Origin of the sequence: Kribbella sp. NBC_00709, assembly GCF_036226565.1 — a bacterium.
GTDB lineage: Bacteria > Actinomycetota > Actinomycetes > Propionibacteriales > Kribbellaceae > Kribbella.
Map to the genome: position 1 here is coordinate 6,115,715 of NZ_CP108996.1, position 20,335 is coordinate 6,136,049.

18 protein-coding genes are annotated in these 20,335 nt (G+C 68.8%); 10 read left to right on the forward strand and 8 right to left on the reverse strand.

All coding sequences use genetic code 11. From position 1 onward, the window contains the following. Positions 1-160: 160 nt before the first annotated feature. The 3 genes from nfi to OHA18_RS30030 form a co-directional block, all read right to left on the reverse strand. Complete coding sequence (gene nfi, locus OHA18_RS30020; RefSeq protein WP_328998683.1) at positions 161-820, reverse strand: deoxyribonuclease V; 660 nt, start codon at positions 818-820, stop codon at positions 161-163. After that, the gene (locus OHA18_RS30025) at positions 817-1,212 is read right to left on the reverse strand and encodes a VOC family protein (protein WP_328998684.1); all 396 of its coding nucleotides are present in this window, start codon (positions 1,210-1,212) and stop codon (positions 817-819) included. Before OHA18_RS30025 ends, nfi begins: the two co-directional genes overlap by 4 nt. 80 nt (positions 1,213-1,292) lie before the next feature. Next, on the reverse strand, positions 1,293-2,528 hold the full coding sequence (locus OHA18_RS30030; RefSeq protein WP_329006146.1) for an IS110 family transposase: 1,236 nt from the start codon (positions 2,526-2,528) through the stop codon (positions 1,293-1,295). Positions 2,529-2,855: 327 nt separating this feature from the next. Between OHA18_RS30030 and OHA18_RS30035 the strand changes: the two genes are divergently transcribed. The 6 genes from OHA18_RS30035 to OHA18_RS30060 all read left to right on the forward strand — a co-directional run bounded on the left by OHA18_RS30035 (position 2,856) and on the right by OHA18_RS30060 (position 8,150). Continuing rightward, the gene (locus tag OHA18_RS30035; protein ID WP_328998685.1) at positions 2,856-3,950 is read left to right on the forward strand and encodes a glycerate kinase family protein; all 1,095 of its coding nucleotides are present in this window, start codon (positions 2,856-2,858) and stop codon (positions 3,948-3,950) included. Positions 3,951-4,099: 149 nt separating this feature from the next. Then, positions 4,100-4,456, forward strand: a complete 357-nt coding sequence (gene erpA / locus OHA18_RS30040; protein WP_184833982.1) for an iron-sulfur cluster insertion protein ErpA — start codon at positions 4,100-4,102, stop codon at positions 4,454-4,456. 95 nt (positions 4,457-4,551) lie between these two features. Then, positions 4,552-5,211: an ABC transporter permease gene (locus OHA18_RS30045; protein WP_328998686.1), complete on the forward strand. Its 660-nt coding sequence runs from the start codon at positions 4,552-4,554 to the stop codon at positions 5,209-5,211. Further along, complete coding sequence (locus OHA18_RS30050; protein ID WP_328998687.1) at positions 5,204-6,373, forward strand: ABC transporter ATP-binding protein; 1,170 nt, start codon at positions 5,204-5,206, stop codon at positions 6,371-6,373. The genes OHA18_RS30045 and OHA18_RS30050 overlap by 8 nt, the downstream gene beginning before the upstream one ends. Beyond that, positions 6,370-7,182, forward strand: coding sequence for an ABC transporter permease (locus OHA18_RS30055; protein WP_328998688.1), 813 nt, complete (start codon positions 6,370-6,372; stop codon positions 7,180-7,182). Before OHA18_RS30050 ends, OHA18_RS30055 begins: the two co-directional genes overlap by 4 nt. Continuing rightward, positions 7,179-8,150: a glycine betaine ABC transporter substrate-binding protein gene (locus OHA18_RS30060; protein ID WP_328998689.1), complete on the forward strand. Its 972-nt coding sequence runs from the start codon at positions 7,179-7,181 to the stop codon at positions 8,148-8,150. The genes OHA18_RS30055 and OHA18_RS30060 overlap by 4 nt, the downstream gene beginning before the upstream one ends. Here the strand turns inward: OHA18_RS30060 and OHA18_RS30065 are convergent. Further along, positions 8,137-9,582, reverse strand: coding sequence for a DHA2 family efflux MFS transporter permease subunit (locus OHA18_RS30065; RefSeq protein WP_328998690.1), 1,446 nt, complete (start codon positions 9,580-9,582; stop codon positions 8,137-8,139). The genes OHA18_RS30060 and OHA18_RS30065 overlap by 14 nt on opposite strands. Positions 9,583-9,668: 86 nt before the next feature. On the opposite strand from OHA18_RS30065, the gene OHA18_RS30070 reads away from it, so the two are divergent. Both OHA18_RS30070 and OHA18_RS30075 read left to right on the forward strand, forming a co-directional pair. Next, complete coding sequence (locus tag OHA18_RS30070; protein WP_328998691.1) at positions 9,669-10,379, forward strand: TetR/AcrR family transcriptional regulator; 711 nt, start codon at positions 9,669-9,671, stop codon at positions 10,377-10,379. A 146-nt stretch (positions 10,380-10,525) separates the two neighbouring features. Then, the gene (locus tag OHA18_RS30075) at positions 10,526-11,935 is read left to right on the forward strand and encodes an MFS transporter (protein WP_328998692.1); all 1,410 of its coding nucleotides are present in this window, start codon (positions 10,526-10,528) and stop codon (positions 11,933-11,935) included. 78 nt (positions 11,936-12,013) lie between these two features. On the opposite strand, the gene OHA18_RS30080 is transcribed toward OHA18_RS30075, so the two are convergent. Next, positions 12,014-13,267 (reverse strand): aspartate aminotransferase family protein, encoded by a 1,254-nt coding sequence (locus tag OHA18_RS30080; protein ID WP_328998693.1) that lies wholly within the window; start codon positions 13,265-13,267, stop codon positions 12,014-12,016. 96 nt (positions 13,268-13,363) lie between these two features. On the opposite strand from OHA18_RS30080, the gene OHA18_RS30085 reads away from it, so the two are divergent. Next, positions 13,364-14,836: an NAD-dependent succinate-semialdehyde dehydrogenase gene (locus tag OHA18_RS30085; protein WP_328998694.1), complete on the forward strand. Its 1,473-nt coding sequence runs from the start codon at positions 13,364-13,366 to the stop codon at positions 14,834-14,836. 6 nt (positions 14,837-14,842) lie between these two features. Here OHA18_RS30085 and OHA18_RS30090 read toward each other — a convergent pair whose 3' ends face one another. Then, positions 14,843-15,493, reverse strand: coding sequence for a GntR family transcriptional regulator (locus OHA18_RS30090; RefSeq protein WP_328998695.1), 651 nt, complete (start codon positions 15,491-15,493; stop codon positions 14,843-14,845). Then, a complete protein-coding gene (locus OHA18_RS30095; protein ID WP_328998696.1) occupies positions 15,490-16,224 on the reverse strand; it encodes a maleate cis-trans isomerase family protein in 735 nt (244 codons plus the stop codon). Before OHA18_RS30095 ends, OHA18_RS30090 begins: the two co-directional genes overlap by 4 nt. Before the next feature lie 45 nt (positions 16,225-16,269). Between OHA18_RS30095 and OHA18_RS30100 the strand changes: the two genes are divergently transcribed. Further along, positions 16,270-19,155 (forward strand): FAD-binding and (Fe-S)-binding domain-containing protein, encoded by a 2,886-nt coding sequence (locus OHA18_RS30100; protein WP_328998697.1) that lies wholly within the window; start codon positions 16,270-16,272, stop codon positions 19,153-19,155. On the opposite strand, the gene OHA18_RS30105 is transcribed toward OHA18_RS30100, so the two are convergent. After that, a complete protein-coding gene (locus OHA18_RS30105) occupies positions 19,144-20,331 on the reverse strand; it encodes an aminotransferase-like domain-containing protein (RefSeq protein ID WP_328998698.1) in 1,188 nt (395 codons plus the stop codon). The genes OHA18_RS30100 and OHA18_RS30105 overlap by 12 nt on opposite strands. Positions 20,332-20,335: the final 4 nt, after the last annotated feature.

Sequence of the window (20,335 nt, forward strand, 5' to 3'; positions counted from 1 at the left end):
CGGCGTGAAATCCTCCTCCCACACCACCCGAGATTCGACGCGGGTCAGCAGTAGCCGATTGCCGTGGATCACTGCGGCGGCCGCGCCGATCCGTAACCGTGCAGTCGCGCCGATCCGGTCGCCGTACTCGTGCTGCGTGTACCCCGGCACTCTTGGTGACTCATCCATCTCGCAGTCCCTCTCGGCAGGCGTGGTCGGCTGCTCTGGTTGTCTCCGGCAACCGATAGCGGGGTGCCAGGTGCAGCACGTGGTCGACTGCGCTCGGCAAGGTCACGCGGTGTCCGACCGATACGTAGACCGGCTTGACCCCGGCTTGGGTTCGCAGCGCGGCGCCGACGACCTCGCCGTTGTCCACCAGGTCGGCGGTCGCCCCGCGCTCGCGCGCCAGGTCGTCGTGCGACCCGACGAACGCCGTCTTCGCAGCGCCGATCGACGGGATGCCAGTCAGTACGCCGAGGTGGCAAGCCAGCCCGAACCGCCGCGGATGCGCGAGTCCCTGACCGTCGCAGATCAGCAGATCCGGTGTGATCGTCAGCTGTTCGAGTGCCGTGAGCAGCGCCGGCACCTCCCGGAACGCGAACAAACCAGGCACGTACGGAAATGTCGTCGCGCCGAGAACCACCGCCCGCTCCACCTCGCCGAGCGTCTCCCAGTCCAGTACGACGACCGCAGCCGCCAACCGGTCTCCGTCGTACGCGACGTCCAGCCCGGCGACGGACCGCGGTGGTCCAGCGGTGTCGGTGGGATCGACCAGCCCGCGGAGTTCTTCCTGTACGGCGATTGCCTCGGCTGCCGTGGAAGGCCAGGTCGGCGCCGTCACTCGACTGTGGGTGGGCCACTCGGGGGCCACTCGACCAGCTCGATGCGGTAGCCGTCGGGGTCGAGCAGCCAGGAGGTCTTGGGGCCGACGGGACCGCCCGGCAGCTCAGGCTCACCCGGTTGCAGGCCTGCCGCCGTCAGCCGCCCGACAGTTTCGGCGAGCGAATCGACCTCGATCGCGAAATGCACGAACCCACCGATCTCGACCGGACCGTCGGCCGGGCGATGGACGAGTTCGAGAGACACCGACGGCTCGTCCGGGAGACGCAACCAGACCAGGCTCGAGCCGTCGTCGAACGGAATCGTGTTGAGGGTCACATAGCCGACGGCCGTGTAGAAGGCGAGCGAGCGTTCCAGATCACTCACGCGGAGCGCGAACAGGACTGTCTTCATACCGAGCGATCCAACTGCCCCCCTCCAGGCGCGTCAATCGGGTTGCGTCCTCACGACAGACACCCCAGGAGCTAAGGCTGTCAAGCGGCGGTGGTTTGGGTGCGGTGCGCCCAGGCGGTGTCGGGGTTGTAGGGGGTGTGGGTTTTGAGGCAGCCGTGGAGGATGCCGGCGAGGCGGTTGGCGATCTGGCGGAGGGCGGCGTGGTGGCCGAGGCCGCGGCTGCGGAGTTGGTCGTAGTAGGCGCGGACGTGGTGGTCGTGCAGGATGGCGGCGCCGGCTTGCAGGCCGAGGGCGTTGACGAGCCGGTTGTTGTGGATGAACCGGGCGTGCACGGTCCGCAGTTTGCCGGATTGGCGGGTGGTGGGTGCGGTGCCGGCGTAGTTCTTGCGGGCTTTGGCGTCGTGGTAGCGGCCGGGGGCGTCGCCGAACTCTGCGAGCACCCGGGCGCCGAGGATCTGTCCGAGGCCGGGCTGGCTGCGGTAGATCTCAACGTCCGGGTGCCGGCCAAAATAGGCCTCGACCTGGCTTTCCAGGGCGGTGATCTGGGTGGTCAGGGTCTGCAGAACCGCCACCGTGGAACCGACCGTGGCCGCGTAGGCGCCGGTGACGAGGTCGGGCTGGCCGAGCTGTTCGGTGCGCAACGCGGCCTGGACCTGCGCGGCCCTGGCGGTCAGGTCACCACGCCGGCCGGCGGTCTTCAACGCCGCTGTGATCTGGCCGATGGTGAGCTCGGCCGCCGCGGTTGGCGTAGGTGCTTTGGCCAGCAACGCCAGCACATCCTGGCCGGTCAGGGTCAAGGTGCCTTGCTGGTAGGCGTCCAGCGCGGCCGGGAAGTAGTCCCGCAACGCCGACCGCAGCCGCAGCATGTGCCGGGTCCGTTCCTGAATCATGGCCTGGTGCGCCCGGGCCAGCACCTTGATGCTCTCGGCCAGCTCCGAATCGGCCGCGACCGGCCGTAACTGGTGACGCCGGGTCCGGACCATGTCGGCCAGCGTGTGCGCGTCGGTCTTGTCGTCCTTCGCACCCGACAGCGACAGCACCTCACGATGCCGGGCAGCCTGTTTCGGGTTCACCGCGAACACCAGGTACCCCGTCGCGACCAGCGCCCGCACCCATGGGCCCCGATCGGTCTCGATCCCGACCACTACCTCCTCCGCGCCGTCATCGTCGCCCAGGAACTCCGCGATCAGCTCATGCAACCGCGCCATCCCGGCCATGCCCTCAGCCACCCGCGCCACCCGCAAGACCCGGCCACCAGAGTCCTGGATCTCGACATCGTGGTGATCCTCGGCCCAGTCATCCCCAACCAGCAACATCATCAACTCTCCGCTCCACACTCGGCTGTCAGCAGCCCGCGAGAGACCCCCGGCGCCCTAATGGATCAGTGCTCACACCAACCCAACCCGCGGGCAGTAGGCACGACACCCCATCAGCCGTACAGATCTCCCGACCACCGGCGAGGGCACGCTCTGTCGACAGGACTCAAACAGTCCAGGAGGTATGAGTGCTCACCCGCCAGCGGCTACCAGGCACCGAGTCTGCCAGCGACCGACCCGATAAGACCCATTAGGAGGTGTCCGGGGTCGCGGTGGATTCGCGGACGGGCCGCCCGGCCGGTGGCGGTGGTGGGGGAGGATGTGGGCATGCGGATCCTGATTGCGCCGGACAAGTTCGCGGGCACGTTGACGGCTGTGGAGGCGGCCGCGGCCATCGAGGAAGGATGGCGGCGGCGGGACCCCGGGGCCGAGGTGCTGGTCGCGCCGATGGCCGACGGTGGGCCCGGGTTCATCGACGTGCTGTCCGCGGTGGTCGACGGGACGCTGCTCTCGGTCACGGTGCGCGGCCCGCTCGGCGACGAAACCCCGGCGACGGTGCTGCTGGCGGGAGAGACGGCGTACGTCGAGACTGCGCAGGCGTGCGGATTGCACCTGGTCGAGCCGAAGGACCGCCGGCCCGAGGAGGCGACGACGTACGGCGTCGGGCAACTGATCGCGGCCGCGATCGACGCCGGCGCGAAACGGATCATCCTCGGCCTGGGTGGCTCCGGTACGAACGACGCGGGCGCCGGCATGCTCGCCGCCCTCGGCGCGACGGGTGAGTCAGGTCACCTGGACGGCGGGGCCGGTGGGCTTGCCGGTCTGACGGCGGTGGATCTCCAGCCGGCGCGGGAGCGCGTCGCCGGGATCGAGTTCGTTGCCGCGAGTGATGTGGAGAATCCGATGCTCGGGCTCCGCGGCGCGACGAATGTGTTCGGGGCGCAGAAGGGGATCGGGGACGAGCGGAAGCCCCAGGTCGACGGGTGGTTGACCCACTTCGCGGAGCTCGCCGACCGGAAGACGGCCGATCAGAAGGGTGCGGGTGCGGCGGGCGGGCTCGGGTATGCGCTCCTGCTGCTCGGCGCGGAGCGGGTGTCCGGGATCGACCTGGTCGCCGAGCTGACCGGGCTGAAGGAGAAGGCCGCCCGGGTGGACCTGGTGCTGAGCGGTGAGGGCGCGTTCGACTTCCAGTCCCGCGACGGCAAGGTGATCGCCGGCGTCGCGAAGGTGGCGAACGACGCGATGCGGCCGTGCGTCGTCCTCGCCGGGAAGGTGCTGATCGGGTCCCGGGAGATGCGTTCGATGGGCGTGGAGTCGGCGTACGCGCTGGTCGACGCGGTCGGCGAGGAGCGGGCGTTCGCGGACCCGCACGGCTCGCTCGCCACGGTCGCGGAGCGTGTCGCCCGGACCTGGGCGCGCTGATCAGTAGATGGCCAGGCTGGTTGATCTGTGAAATAGGTGTGCGACCATGGGAATGAGCGCGGACCGACCGGTGTTGGTGCGTGTTGACAAGAGACTTCCGTGCCGACGGAGCTGTGCGTCGGCACTTGAGCAGATGACTGGAGTCAGGAATGACTGAAGCGCAGACCGAGCAGGCCGTCGCCACGGGTGTTCTCCTCACCGACGGGGCCGCAGCCAAGGTGAAGGCGCTGCTCGACCAGGAAGGTCGCGACGACCTCGCGCTGCGGGTCGCCGTGCAGCCGGGCGGGTGCTCCGGCCTGCGGTACCAGCTGTTCTTCGACGAGCGTCAGCTCGACGGTGACGTGGTGGCCGACTTCGATGGCGTCAGCGTCGTGACCGACCGGATGAGCGCGCCGTACCTGAAGGGCGCGTCGATCGACTTCGTCGACACGATCGAGAAGCAGGGCTTCACGATCGACAACCCGAACGCCACCGGCTCCTGCGCCTGCGGCGACTCGTTCAACTGATTCACCTCGAAGCCCCTGGCGCCGCACCGGTGACCAGGGGCTTCGGCATGTCCGGACTCTGACACGGACCGTCCCGACGTGTAAGCGAACGCTTGTTGGGTACCGGCTACCGCGTGTGGGACTACATAACTGAGCGTCATTCACAACTGCTCTACCAGAGCTACCAGCACCTGAGCCTGGTCATCCAGTGCGTACTCCTGGCCACCGTGATCGCGGTCGGCCTGGCGGTCGTCGTGCACCGCAATCCACGGATCGCGTCACTGGCCGGCGCGGTCAGCGCGGTCGGCCTGACCATTCCGTCGTTCGCGCTGCTCGGCCTGATGATCCCGTTCGCCGGTATCGGCACCGCCACTTCCGTGATTGCGGTCACGTTCTACGCGTGCCTGCCGATCCTGCGGAACGCCGTCGTCGGTCTGGCCGGCGTCGACGCGACCCTGATCGAGTCGGCCCGTGGGATGGGTATGGGTGCGGTCCGGACGCTGCTCCGGATCGAGCTGCCGCTGGCCTGGCCGGTGATCCTGGCCGGCGTCCGGGTCTCGGCCCAGATGTCGATGGGTATCGCGGCCATCGCGGCGTACGTGCTCGGACCTGGCCTGGGCAGTTTCATCTTCACCGGCCTGACCCAGATCGGTGGCAAGAACGCTCTCAACTCCGCGCTGGTCGGCACGATCGGCGTTGTCCTGCTCGCTCTGATCCTGGACGCCATGCTGCTGCTCGTCGGCCGCCTGACCACCTCGAGGGGTATCCGTGCCTGAAACCGAACCTGCCATCAGCGGCGTCGACATCGAACTGACCGACGTCGTGAAGCGGTACCCGGGCCAGCGCAAACCCGCGGTCGAGGGCCTGTCCCTGCAGATCCCGGCCGGCGAGATCGTGATGTTCGTCGGCCCGTCCGGCTGCGGCAAGACCACCTCGCTGAAGATGATCAACCGGCTGATCGAGCCGACGTCCGGCAGCATCAAGATCGGCGGCGAGGACATCAGCCGGCAGGACGACGACGACCTGCGCCGCCGGATCGGGTACGTGATCCAGGGCGGCAGCCTGTTCCCGCACATGACCGTCACCCAGAACATCGCCCTCGTCCCGGGCCTGCTCGGCTGGGACAAACGCCGTACGGCGGAACGCGTCGGCGAACTGCTCGAGCTCGTCGGCCTCGACCCGGACCGGTACCGCGACCGCTACCCGCGGGAGCTGTCCGGCGGTCAGCAACAACGCGTCGGTGTGGCCCGCGGACTCGCCGCCGACCCGCCGGTGATCCTGATGGACGAGCCGTTCGGTGCGGTCGACCCGATCACCCGGCAGCGGCTGCAGGACGAGCTGCTCAGCATCCAGGAGGAGCTGCGCAAGACGATCGTCTGCGTCACGCACGACTTCGACGAGGCGGTGAAGCTCGGCGACCGGATCCTGATCCTGACCGAGGGCGCGCAGATCGCGCAGTACGACACCCCCGAAGCGATCCTGGCGAACCCGGCCGACCGGTTCGTCGCGGACTTCGTCGGCGCGGGCGCTGCTTTGAAGCAGCTGACGCTGAGCCGGGTCAGTGAGATCGAGCTCGGTCAGCCGACGGTCGCGGAGATCGGCGACCCGGCTCCCGCCGTACTGCGAGCCGCCACCGCGGCCGGTGACGACTCGGTCGTCGTCCTCGACCGGCGCCGACGGCCGGTGGACTGGATGTGGACCACAGACCTGTCGGACGTGGACACCGTCCCGGCGCCGCACGAGGACACAGACCTGGTCACGATCGACCGGCGCGCGACCCTGAACGATGCGCTCGACACGATGCTGATGTGCAGCCACGGCAGCGCCGTCGTGACCGGCCGGCGGGACGAGTACCTGGGCGTCGTCGACTTCCAGGCGGTGCTGGCCAGGATCCAGGACGGCAACGGTTCCGCGGAGCCGGAGGAGGTCGCGCAGTGACGGTGACCCAAGACCTTCAGCCGAAGGAGAACCTGGCCGACGCGAAGGCTGCGGCCGCAGGGCTCGCGGCGACTCGCGCACGCCGCCCGTCGTGGGGGCTGCTGATCGGGCAGCCGTTGTTCGTCGCGATCGTCGTCGCGGTCTGGGCGATCTGGCGGTCCCAGGCCGAGCTCGACTCGATCGAACAGCGACAGCTCGAATGGTCGCTCGTCGGCCGGCTGACGCTCCAGCACCTCGAACTCACCGTTGTCGCCACGGTCATCGTGCTGCTGATCGCCGTACCGCTGGGCATCGCGCTGACCCGGCCGCGGTCTCGTCGCGCCGCCCCGCTCGTGGTCGCGGTGGCGAACGCAGGCCAGGCGGCGCCGGTGATCGGACTGATCGTGCTGCTCGCGATCTGGCTCGGCTTCGGCTTCTGGACCGCGATCCTCGCGCTGTGCCTGTACGCGATCCTGCCGGTACTGCGGAACACGATCGTCGGCCTGCAAGGCGTCGACCCGACTCTGGTCGAGGCCGGCCGCGGGATGGGGATGTCGACCGTGGCCGTCCTCGGGCGGATCGAGCTGCCGCTCGCCGTACCGGTGATCATGGCCGGCATCCGGACCGCGCTCGTTCTGGTCGTCGGCACCGCAACCCTTGCGACGTTCATCGACGCCGGGGGACTGGGCAGCCTCATCACAACGGGCATTCGCCTTCTGCGGTACCCGGTGCTGATCAGCGGCGCCGTACTCGTCGCGGCCCTGGCGCTCCTGATCGATTGGGCGGGCCGCGTGCTCGAAGAGGTCACCCGACCGAGGGGGCTCGGATGAAGCGGCTGATGGCAATGGCCTGTGCGGTCGCGCTGGTGCTGAGCGGATGTGGACTGGGGACCAGCGGCGGTTTCGTGCCGACCGGTGCGCTCCAAGGTCCGCTGCGCTCGGTGAAGAGCCTGGACGGCCTCTCGATCGCGATCGGGTCGAAGAACTTCCAGGAGCAGCTGATCCTCGGCAAGATCGCCGCGATCCTGATGCGATCGGCCGGCGCGCACGTGCAGGACCTGACGAACATGCCCGGCAGCGACACGTCCCGGCAGGCGATGATCGGCGGCCAGATCCAGATGGCCTGGGAGTACACCGGCACCGCCTGGATCTCGTACCTCGGCCACGACACCGGCATCCCCGACAAGCAGAAGCAGTACGACGCGGTGCGGAAGGAGGACGCGGAGAAGTACGGGCTGGTGTGGCTGAAGCCGGCGCCGATGAACAACAGCTACGGCTTCGCGATGACCCGGAAGGAATCCGACCGGCTGCACCTCACCAAGCTGTCGCAGGTCGCGTCGTTGCCGATGAAGGAGCGGACGTTCTGCGTCGAGTCCGAGTTCGCGAACCGGAACGACGGCTTCGAGCCGATGCTCGAGCACTACGGGATCCCGCTGGGCTCCGGCGTACCGCGGAACAACATCCGGACCCTGGACACCGGCGCGGTGTATGCCGCGACCAGTCATGGAGACTGCCGGTTCGGGGAGATCTACACGACCGACGGGCGGATCAAGTCGCTGGATCTCGTCGTACTGCAGGACGACAAGAAGTACTTCCCGGCGTACAACGTGGCGCCGGTGATCAGTAAGAAGGTGCTGGACAAGTACCCGCAGCTGCAGGACCTGCTGCAGCCGGTGTCGGACAAGCTGACCGACCCGGTGCTGATCGACCTCAACGCCCAGGTCGACGTCGACGGACGCGAGCCCGCCGACGTCGCCATGGACTGGTTGGTGAAGGAGGGTTTCGTCAGCCGTGACTGACCTGCTCCCGGGCCCGCTTGGGCAGCAGGAAGGTGACAGCCAGACTGATGATGAACAGCCCGATCGCGACCAGGACCGACGTCTTGGTGGCGCCGAGGAAGGCGTGGGCCGGCAGCAGCTGGAAGAACACAGTGCCGATCACCGCGACGCCGATGGCGCCGCCGTACTGCTGCATCGCGGTCAGTACGCCGGACGCCGAGCCGGCGGCCTGGTCGTCGATCGAGGCCAGGATGATGTCGAACAGCGGAGCGAAGACCAGGCCGGCGCCGATTCCGGTGGCGAGCGTCGCCGGGACCAGGTTCCAGATCGTGGTCGCGTCGCCGTACGTGTGCAGCGTGAACCAGACGCCGGCCATCGCCACCGTCATCACTGCGACACCGAGCTGCAGCGCCTTGCGGCCGAGCTTCGGGGCGAGCAGACCGCCGGACAGCGGCGCGCCGATCGCGATGCCGAGTGAGAACGGCACCATCGCGAGGCCGGCCTTCAGCGGGCTGTAGTGCAGACCGAGCTGGGTGAACAGGTTGAAGACCAGCATGAAGCCGTTCATCGCGAGGAAGAACGTGGTGATGACGCCGAGGCCGGCGACGTACCCGCGGTTGCGGAACAGCGACGGGTCGATGACCGGGTTGCCGGAGCGGCGCTCCCGCCAGCCGAACAGCGCAAAGACGACAATCGAGCTGGCCACCATGAGGATTGTCCACAACGGCCAGCCGAGCTCACGGCCCTGGACGAGCGGGTAGATCAGCAGACCCGAGGCGAGGCTGACGAGCAGCACCCCGGCGGTGTCGAGGCGGGAGGCGCCGGGCATCTTCACCTCGGGCATGAACTTCGACGCGCCGACGAGGGCCGCGATGCCGATCGGCACGTTGATGAAGAAGATCGTGCGCCAGCCGGCGTCGAACCAGTTCGCGTCGATCAGCACGCCGGCGAGGATCGGGCCGGCGACTGCCGACAATCCCATCACCGGGCCGAACATCGCGAACGCCTTGCCGAGCTCCTCGGACGGGAAGATCGACTTCAGGATCGCGAAGCCCTGCGGGATCATCACCGCGCCGAGCAGACCCTGCGCGACGCGGCTGCCGATCAGCAGTTCGGGGCTGGTCGCCAGCCCGCAGACCGCGGACGCGACGGTGAATCCGAGGGCGCCGATCAGGAACAACCGGCGGCGGCCGACCAGGTCGCCGAGCCGGCCGAAGGTGATCAGCCCGATCGCGAAGGCCAGCGTGTAGCCGGCCAGCATCCACTGCATGGCCGACTCGGAGCCGCCGAGCTCGGCCCGGATCGACGGGGCCGCGATGTTGACGATGGTCGCGTCGACCAGGTCCATGATCTCGGCGATCAGGATCGTCGCGAGCACGATCCAGCGCCAGCGGTACGGCGTACCACTCGCGGCGGTCGTGGTGTCGGGCGGATTTTCCAGTGCGGTGCTCATAGCGGCCCCCTCGAGATTTCGAACGGTGTTCGTTGACGAACACTGTTCTACTCCCGAACATCGTTCGCGTCAAGTACAGTGTTCGTATGACCCAACCCCCGTGGCAGCCGATCACCCCCGCGAAGCCCACCCGCGCGCCGAAGGAGCCGCTCAACCGGGAGCGGATCGTCGACGCTGCGATGCGGGTGCTGGTCGACCAGGGGTACGAGGCGGTCTCGATGCGCAAGATCGCGCAGGCGCTCGGCACCGGACCGGCCTCGCTCTACGCGCATGTCGCGAACAAGCGCGAGCTGGATCAACTGCTGGTCGAGCGGGCCGCCGCGCAGATGAGGTACGACGATGCGGTCGATCCGGCCCGCTGGCAGGAGCAGCTGAAGGCGATGATGCGCGAGATGCTGCGGGCGATGCGGGCCAATCCAGGTGTCGCGCGGGCCGCGATCGGCACCGTACCGCTGGGGGAGCGGGCACTGATGAGCACCGAGCGGATCCTGACGCTGCTGAAGGCGGGCAACATCCCGGATCAGGCGGCGGCGTGGGCGGTCGACCTGATCCCGCTCTACGTGACGGCCGTCGCCTTCGAGGAGACGGTGCAGGGCGCGTCCGACTGGACGCCCGAGGATGTCGAGCGATTCGTCGGCGGGCTCCGGTCGTACTTCGAGTCGCTGCCGGCCGATCGCTTCCCGCTGAGCGTGGCCCTGTCGGGCCCGCTGACGTCCGGTGCCAGCGGCGACGAGCGGTTCGAGTTCGGCATCGCGGTGATCACCGCCGGGCTGGCGTCACTCGCCGAGAAGAACTGATCGACTGCGAGTCACTCCTTGCTGTTCACGAACGCACATGGTTAACCTTCGGATTGTCAACAAAACTACGACCTGCCCCGGTGGAGTGTGTTGATTGACGTGAGGTGGGCACCCGGGTTGAGGCCGTAAGACGACAGGAGGAAACCGTGGACGCCGAGACCCAGCCCCCGAAGGGCTCCCAGCCGCCCCGGGCTACGCCCACAGTCGAGCATGAGCAGTCGCCCGCCGTACTGAGGAAGGCGATCGCCGCCTCGGCGATCGGCAACGCGACCGAATGGTTCGACTACGGCATCTACGCGTACGGCGTGACGTACATCTCGGCCGCGATCTTCCCCGGCGACACCCAGAGCGCGACGCTGCTGGCGCTGATGACGTTCGCCGTCTCATTCCTGGTCCGGCCGCTCGGCGGTCTGGTCTGGGGACCGCTCGGCGACCGGCTCGGCCGCAAGCACGTGCTGGCGATCACGATCCTGATGATGTCCGGCGCGACCCTGTGCGCCGGTCTCGTCCCGTCGTTCGACACGATCGGCTACTGGGCGCCGGCGCTGCTCGTCGTGCTCCGGATGATCCAGGGCTTCTCGACCGGCGGCGAGTACGGCGGTGCCGCGACCTTCATGGCCGAGTACGCGCCGAGCCGCAAGCGCGGGTTCCTCGGCAGCTTCCTGGAGTTCGGCACGCTGGCCGGCTTCTCCGCCGGTGCGTTGCTGATGCTGTTCTTCTCGCTGGTGCTCGGCGACGACGCGATGCACGCGTGGGGCTGGCGGCTGCCGTTCCTCGTCGCCGCGCCGCTCGGTCTGGTCGGGGTCTACCTCCGGTCCCGGCTGGAGGACACCCCGGTCTTCCGCGAGCTCGAGGCGAAGGGCCAGAAGGAAGAGCAGACGGCGCATCAGTTCAAGGACCTGCTGGCCGGCTACTGGGCCCCGATCCTGCGGCTCGGCGGCATGGTGATCGCGCTGAACGTCGTCAACTACACGCTGCTGACCTACATGCCGACGTACCTCGAGAAGGAGATCGGGCTGAGTTCGGACCAGTCGCTGATCGTGCCGATCATCGGCATGCTGATGATGATGGTGTTCGTGCCGTTCGCCGGCCGGATGTCGGACCGGGTCGGCCGCAAACCGCTGTGGTGGGCGTCGCTGGCCGGGCTCTTCGTGTTCGGCGTGCCGATGTTCCTGCTGATGGGGACGAATCTGGCCGGCGCGATCATCGGGTTCGCCGTACTCGGGCTGCTCTACGTGCCGCAGCTGGCGACGATCTCGGCGACCTTCCCGGCGATGTTCCCGACCCACGTCCGGTACGCCGGGTTCGCGATCGCGTACAACGTGTCGACATCGCTCTTCGGCGGTACGGCGCCCGCGGTCAACGACTGGCTCACCCAGAAACTGGGCGACTCGCTGGTCCCGGCGTACTACATGATGGCGGCCTGCGTGGTCGGCGCGATCGCATTGGCCCGGGTGCCGGAGACCTCGCGGTGCCCGATCAACGGCACCGAGATCCCAGGCACCGAGGACGCCCCGCCGCCCGTCGCCCTCGAACCCGCCCCCGCCAAGGCCTGACGCGCAAAGGAGGCCGGACCGCGCTGACGCGGACCGGCCTCCTCTTGTGCTCAGCCTCCTGTCTTCAGCCTCGTGTGCTCAGCCGATGACGGCGGAGACTGCGTCGGACCAGAGCCCCGCAGCCTCGTCGATCTCATCGGGGGAGACAACCAGGGCCGGGATGAACCGGACGACCTGACCCCAGGCACCGCAGGTAAGTAGCAGCAACCCCCGACGGGCCGCCTCCTGCTGTACTGCGGTCGCCGTCGCCGCGTCAGGCTTACCGTCCGCGTCCCGGAACTCGTTGCCGATCATCAGACCGAGCCCGCGCACATCGGTGATCCGCTCGTGCTTGTCCGCGACCAACTGCAGCGCCTGCTTCAATTGCGCGCCGCGGTCGGCCGAGTTCTGCACCAGGCCTTCGTCTTCGATCACGTCGAGAGTCGCCAGCGCCGCCGCGCACGCCACTGCGTTCGCGCCGTACGTACCGCCCTGCGAGCCCGGCCACGCCTTCTCCATCAGCTCCGCCGACGCGGCGATCCCGGACAGCGGGAAGCCGGAGGCCAGGCCCTTCGCGGTGACCAGCACGTCCGGATGCGAACCGAAGTGGTCGCCGCCCCAGAACTTGCCGGTCCGCCCGAAGCCCGTCTGCACCTCGTCGACCACGAGCAGGATCCCGTGCGCGTCGGCGCGCTCCCGCAGCCCGGCGAAGAACCGCTCGTTCGCCGGCACGTACCCGCCTTCGCCGAGGACCGGCTCGACGAAGAACGCCGCGGTGTCGGCCGGGGTACTCAGGGTCTGCAGCACGTAGTCGAGTTGGCTGAGTGCGAAGTCGGTCGCCTGTTCGACCGGCCAGCCGAAGTGGCCGGGGTCCGGGAACGGCGAGACGTGGACACCGGCCATCAACGGGCTGAAGCCGGAGCGGAACTTCGTGCCGGACGTCGTCATCGAGGCCGCGGCCACGGTCCGGCCGTGGAAGCCGCCGTGGAACACGATCACGTTAGGTCGGCCGGTCGCCTGCCGGACGAGTCGCAGCGCCGCCTCGATCGCCTCGCTGCCGGAGTTCGCGAAGAACATCCGGTCGAGGTGCCGGGGGAGGACCTGGCCGAGCCGATCGACCAGGTCGAGCAGCGGCCGGTGCATCACGGTCGTGTACTGCGCGTGGATGATCTTGGCGACCTGCTCCTGGGCGGCCGCGACGACGCGCGGGTGGCAGTGCCCGGTCGAGGTGACGCCGATGCCGGCGGTGAAATCCAGATACCTGCGGTCGTCCTCGTCGAACAGTTGCACGCCCACACCGCGGGCGGCGACGACGCCGGTCGCCTGCTTCAGGATCTGCGAGAGCTCGGCCACGGACTTCCCCTCCAGTTGTCGAATCGTTGACAAGTCGAATGGTAGATTGTCGACAATCAGCGTATCTCAGCAGTTGACGCCGGTGAAGGGGTGCATATGGACGAGTCCAGCGTGGTCGAGGCCAGGGTGGTCGAGGCGGTCGAGAAGCGGCTGTTCATCGACGGGAAGTGGGCCGAGGCGACTCGCGGGGCGACCTTCGACGTTGTCGATCCGTCCACCGGCGAGGTGCTCTGCGCAGTGGCCGATGCGTCACCGGCCGATGGGCGGGCCGCGCTCGAGGCAGCGGTGGCCGCGCAGCCGGACTTCGCCCGGACCTCGCCGCGAGAGCGTGCCGACATGCTGATGACGGCGTACGGGCTGTTGATGGAGCGGGTCGACGACCTGGCGCTGCTGATGACGCTGGAGATGGGCAAGCCGTTGCCGGAGGCGCGCGGCGAGATCGCCTACGCGGCCGAGTTCTTCCGGCACTTCGCCGGCGAGGCGCTCCGGATCGACGGCGGGTACCAGACCGCGCCGGCCGGCAACGCGCGCTTCCTGATCGCGAAGCAGCCGGTCGGTCCATGCCTGCTGATCATCCCGTGGAACTTCCCGATGGCGATGGGGACCCGCAAACTCGGTCCGGCGATCGCGGCCGGCTGCACGAGCGTCATCAAGCCCGCCCACCAGACCCCGCTGTCGATGCTGGCGTTGATGGAGATCCTGGCCGAGGCCGGCGTACCGGCCGGGGCGGTCAACTGTGTCACCGCGATGGACGCAGGCGGCGTGATGGAGCCGCTGATCCGATCCGGGCTGGCGCGGAAGCTGTCCTTCACCGGCTCGACGCGGGTCGGCCGGGTCCTGCTCGAGCAGTGTGCGGAGAAGGTACTGCGGACCTCGCTCGAACTGGGCGGCAATGCGCCGTTCATCGTGTTCGAGGACGCCGATCTGGACGAAGCGGTGACGGGTGCGCTCGCGGCGAAGATGCGGAACATGGGCGAGGCGTGTACGGCGGCCAATCGTATTTTTGTGCACAATTCGGTGATCGACGAGTTCGGCCGTCGGCTCGCGGCGCGGATGGGAGCGCTGACCGTCGGACGCGGGACCGAGCCGGACGTGAACGTCGGGCCGCTGATCGACGAGGCCGGGCTGGAGAAGGTGCGGTCGCTGGTAGCGGACGCGGTCGACCGCGGGGCGACCGTGCTGACCGGGGGAGAAGTTGCTGCTGGCAACGGGTTCTTCTACCCGCCGACGGTGCTGACCGGCGTACCGCGTGAGGCCGCGATGGTGGACCAGGAGATCTTCGGACCGGTGGCGCCGCTGACCCCGTTCAGCACCGAGGACGAGGTGGTACGCGCCGCCAACGACACGGAGTACGGTCTGGTCGCCTACGTCTTCACGAACGATCTCCGCCGGGCGCTGCGGGTCGCGGAGTCGATCGATACCGGCATGGTCGGCCTCAACCAGGGCGTCGTCTCGAACCCAGCGGCTCCCTTCGGAGGCGTCAAGCAGTCGGGCCTGGGCCGCGAAGGCGGGTCCGTCGGCATCGACGAGTACCTCGAAACGAAGTACATCGGCATCGCCGTGTCCTGACGGAACTCAGCGGTTGACGAGGCGTTGTACGGCGTCGTCCATGTGGGCGATCAGGAGCTGCTCGGTGAGCGCGGCGTCGCCGGTCCGGATCGCCTCGGCGAGGCGCAGATGCTCGACGGCACGGGCGTCGGTGGCGAGGTACGTCTCCTCCAGCGCGTGGATGCACATCCGGGTCTCGGTGATGGACGTCTGGTGCATCCGCGACAACCGGGGGCTGCAGGCCAGCCGCACGAGGAGCTCGTGGAACTCGATGTCGAGCTCGCCGACCGCGGCCGGATCTCCGTCGGCTCCGGTCATCCGGTCGGCGATCGCGGCGAGTGCCGTTCCGGCCGCCTCGTGGTCACCGCGCAGGATGATCTGCAGGGCCGCGGCGCGTTCGATCGCCTCGCGCGCCAGGTACATGTCGCGGACGTCCTCGGGCGTCATGTCGATGACGAACAGGCCGCGGTTGCGGATCGAGACCAGCAGCCCCTCCTGCGTCAGTCGTTGCATGCCTTCCCGCAGCGGTCCGCGGCTGACGCCGAGCTTGCGGGCCAGGTCGGCCTCGCCGAGCTGCATGCCGGGCTTCAGCTCGCCGTGGCCGATCGCCAGCCGGAGTTTGTCGGCGATGATGCTCGGCGTCGACTCCTGAGCCAGCGGCTCGATGTAACTGGTCACTGCGACGTCCCCCTTGTATCCCTGCTGAACAGCGTGCCCAGACCTGGCAGACAAGGTACCGGGCCGACCAACGCCAGGCCTTTCCAGACCGTCACCTGGTTCGCCGTGAGTACTGGCTTGCCGACCGCCGCCTCCAGCTCGTCGACAATCTCCAATGTGTGCATCGCGGTGTCCGGCACCAGGATCGCCTCGGCGTCCGGGTGGTCGGCGGCCTTCACCATCGCGACGACCTGCTCCGGACCCAGCGTCCCGACCTCCGCGGCGGTGATGATGCCGTGGCTGCCCATCGACACCACCTCGACGCCGCCGCCGGTCAGGAACCGGACGAAGTGCTGCGCGACATCTTCCGGGTACGACGCGGCGATCGCGACCCGCCGGATGCCGAGCTGGGTGCAGGCGTCGACGAACGCGATCGAGGTGGACGATGCGGGTACGCCGAGCGCCTGCGCGACGCCCGAGGCCTGGATGCGGGCGCCCTCCGGCCCGAACACGAAACTGCCCGACGTGCACGCCCACATCACCGCGTCCGGTTGGGAGGACGCGAGCTCGGAGGCGCCTTCGGCGAGTCGCTCCGCGCGGCCGAGATCGAGCAGCGCGTCGACCCGGTGCGCGTCCTCGCCCACGGAGGTGATCACGACCGGCAGTTTGACCGCTCCGTCGAGCCTGGCCTCGAGCGCGGGGTAGTCGTCCTCGGCGCTGTGTCCGGGATAGAGCAGGCCTACCGTGACCATCCGACCTCCTGGCTGACGCACACCGAAATGGGTAGATTGTCGACAATGTTAAACCCTGAGTACGACGTCGCGCGGTTGCTGGACGCCTTGCGGCGGGAGCTCCGTGGGGAATCGCCGGGCGCACGGCGGCGCGATCGGGTGGTCGCGGACGACCGGCGGACGCGGGCGCTGTACGCGGCGGACGGCTCGAACTACCGCGCGGTGCCCGACCTGGTCGTCGTACCCGCCGATGCCGATGAGCTCGCGGCCGCTGTCGCGCTGACGGCGGCGGCCGGCGCGCCGGTGGTCGTCCGGGGCGGCGGTACGTCGATGGCCGGCAATGCGATCGGTGGCGTGGTGATCGACGCGTCGCGGCATGTGAACCGCATCCTGGACCTCGACCCCACGACCCGGACCGCGGTCGTCGAGCCGGGCGTCGTACTGACGGATCTGCTCGCGGCCGCGAAGCCGCACGGGCTGGCCTTCGGCGCCGACCCGTCCTCCGCGAGCCGCGCCACCCTCGGCGGCATGATCGCCAACAACGCCTGCGGCGCCCATTCGGTTGCGTGGGGTACCACCGCCGACAACCTCCAGTCCCTCGACATCGTCCTCGCCGACGGCACGAGGATGAGCGTTCCGGCCGGCTCCGTCGCGCGAGCTGCGTTGGGTGCTCGACCGGGGCGCGAGGGGGAGGTGCATCGAGCCTTGCAGGGGTTTGTGGATCGGCACGAGTTGCAGATTCGGCGGCGGTTCGGGCGGTTCAGTCGGCAGATCTCGGGTTATGCGCTGCATCGGCTGCTGCCGGAGTACGGCTACAACGTCGCCGGGCTGCTCTCCGGGAGTGAAGGCGGTCTCGCGGCGACCCTGCGTGCCACCGTCAAGCTGGCTGAGTTGCCCAAGGCAAAGGTTCTTTGTGCGCTCGGGTTCGCCGACTCGATCGCTTCGGCGGACTGCGTTCCGGTCGTCCTGCGCCATGGCCCGCTGACGATGGAATCGATCAACAGCGACCTGGTCGAGCGGCTCCCCGCCGAGGTTCGCGACGCCGCGATCCGCGCCGGACTCCCGGCCGGAAACGCCTGGCTTCTGGTCGAGATCGGCGGCGAGGACGAGACCGACGCCGCCCAGGCCGCCCGGACGATGCTCGATGACCTACACGACGATGGATCATCCGCCACCGCATCCCTCGTCACCGATCCGAAGGCGCAAGCCGTTCTCTGGCGCTGCCGCACGGATGCGGCCGGTCTCGCGACCCGGCGCGCGGACGGTGCCGAGGCGTGGGGCGGTTGGGAGGACGCCGCCGTACCGCCAGAGCGATTGGGCGCGTACCTCCGCGGGCTCGACGAGGTACTCGGGCGGCACGGTCTGTCCGGTGCGTCGTACGGGCATTTCGGCGAGGGCTGCATGCACATGCGGATCGACTTCGACCTGCTCAGTACGCGCGGCATCGCGACGTACCGGGACTTCGTCGAGCAGGCGACCGACCTGGTGGTCGAGCTTGGTGGCTCGGTGTCCGGCGAACACGGCGACGGGCGGGCGCGTGGCGAGCTGCTCACCCGGATGTACGGCGCCGACGGGGTCGCGCTGTTCGGCGAATTGAAGCAGATCTGGGATCCGGGCGCGGTGATGAATCCGGGGATGATCGTCGCCCCGCCGCCGCTCGACCTGGCGATCCGGCACGACGGTCCGGCGAAGGATCGCCACGTGGCAACGCTGTTCGACTACCCCGAGGACGGGCACGACTTCGCCCAGGCCCAACGGCGGTGCGTGGGGATCGGGAAGTGCCGGCAGAGCTCGGGCGGGGTGATGTGCCCGAGTTATCAGGTGACCCGGGAGGAGCTGCATTCGACCCGCGGGCGGGCGCATCTGTTGTGGGAGATGTTGCAGGGCGACGTGATCAAGGACGGTTGGCGGTCGACCGAAGTACGCGATGGGCTGGATCTGTGCCTGTCCTGCAAGGGCTGTCTTTCGGACTGTCCGGTGAATGTGGACATGGCGACGTACAAGGCCGAGTTCACCCAGCACTTCTACGAACGGCGGCCGTGGAAGCGGCCGATGTCGCACTGGTCGATGGGCTGGCTGCCGCTGTGGTCGCGGCTCGCCTCGCGGGCGCCGGGGATCGCGAACCGGTTTGCCGGTTTGCAACTGACCAAGCGGCTCGGCGGGATCGCTGCGGAGCGGGACGTGCCGGCGTTCGCGAGCGAGAGCTTCACGCAATGGTTCGGGCGGCGCGAGCGGCCGGCGGGCGGGCAGAAGGTCGTGCTCTGGCCGGACACCTTCACCAACTACCTCGCGCCCGAGATCGGTCGGGCCGCGGTGACTGTGTTGGAGGCTGCGGGTTTCGAGGTCGTACTGCCCGCGAAGCCGGTGTGCTGCGGCCTCACCTGGATCTCGACCGGCCAGCTGTCGAAGGCTCGCCGCGTCCTCGACCGTTCGTTGCAGACGCTCGCGCCACACCTCGAGGCCGGTACGCCGATCGTCGGGCTCGAGCCCAGCTGTACGGCGGCGCTCCGCCACGACGCTCCCGACCTTTGCGCCGACAATCCGCTGGCAGCCAAGGCCGCCGCGACTACGCACACGTTTTCCGAGCTGCTCGTCGACGCAGGCTGGAATCCGCCGCAGGTCGGGGGAGAGGCGCTGGTCCAGACGCACTGCCATCAGCATGCGGTGCTCGGGTTCGATGCCGACCGCAAGTTGATGGTTGCGGCCGGCATCGACGCGACCGTCCCGGATTCGGGCTGCTGCGGCCTGGCCGGCAACTTCGGCTTCGAGCGCGACCACTACGAGGTGTCGAAAGCCGTCGGTGAGCGGGTCCTGCTGCCTGCCGTGCGGTCGTTGCCTGAAGCAACTGCAGTACTTGCCGACGGCTTCAGTTGCCGCACCCAGATCGCGCAAGGAACCAGCCGACGTGCCCAGCACCTGGCCGAGCTGCTGGCCGACGCGCTACCCGACTAGCTTGTCCGTGGCGCGTCGCAGCCGGGCAACGCCCTCGTGGATCCGGTCCGGCGGCGTCGAGGCGAAGCACAGGCGGAACGCGTCGGTGAAGCGGCCGGTCGGGGAGAAGGCCGGGCCGGGGATGAAGGCGACGCCTTCGGCGAGCGCGAGCTCGAACAGTTCCTCGGTGTTGACGCCGTTCTCCAGCGTGACCCAGAGGAAGAAGCCGCCCTCCGGATCGGTCCATCGCGCGATGTCGCCGAAGTGCTCGGTCAACGCCTCGTGCATCGCCTCCTTGCGACGCTTGTACTGCGCCTGCTGCGTGACCAGGTGATTCTCGAGATGGCCACCCTCGAGGAAGCCGGCGAGCAGCCGCTGGGCGGGCAGGTTGGTGCAGGTGTCCATCGCCTGCTTGGCGTTGATCAGCAGCTGCTGCAACTCCGGGGCGGCGTCCACCCAGCCCACGCGCAGACCCGGCGCGACGATCTTCGAGAACGTCCGTACGGCGAACACCAGCGGATCGCCCGCGCCCAGTTCACGCAGTGTCGGCAACGGCTCGCCGGCGAACCGGAGCAGGCCGTACGGGTCGTCGTCGATCACCATCGAGCCCCACGACCGCGCCAGCTCGAGCAGGCGGTGCCGTCGTTCGAGCGAGAGTGTCGCGCCGGACGGGTTCTGGAACGTCGGGATCGTGTAGATCGCCTTCGGCGTCCGCCCGTCGAGGAGGCGCGGTAGATCGTCGACAATCATGCCATCGGCGTCGACCGGCACCTCGAGCAGCTCCGCGCCGTACGAGAGGGCGGTCGCGCTGCCGTTCGTGTACGTCGGCGACTCGACGACCACGAGGTCGCCCGGATCGACGAAGATCTTGCAGAACAGGTCAAGGCCCTGCATTCCGCCGGCGGTGACGGTGAGCCGGTCGGCTGTGGTCTCGTCGCTCGTCCCGCGCAGCATCTCCAGCAGGGCCGCGTGCAGCGGCGGATCGCCTTCGGTGGCCGCGTAGTCGTACGCGTCCGGGCGACTCAGCTGGTCGGCGGCGATTGTTGACAATATCTGTGCCGGCACGGCCTCGGCGGCCGGTGATCCCATCGCGAAGCGCACGATGTCGTGGGTCTGCTTGTGCAGCAACGTCGTACTCGAGTCGATCACCGAACCCACCAGTCCGGTGGCGCGTGCGGCGTACGGGAGTGCGGTCACAGGG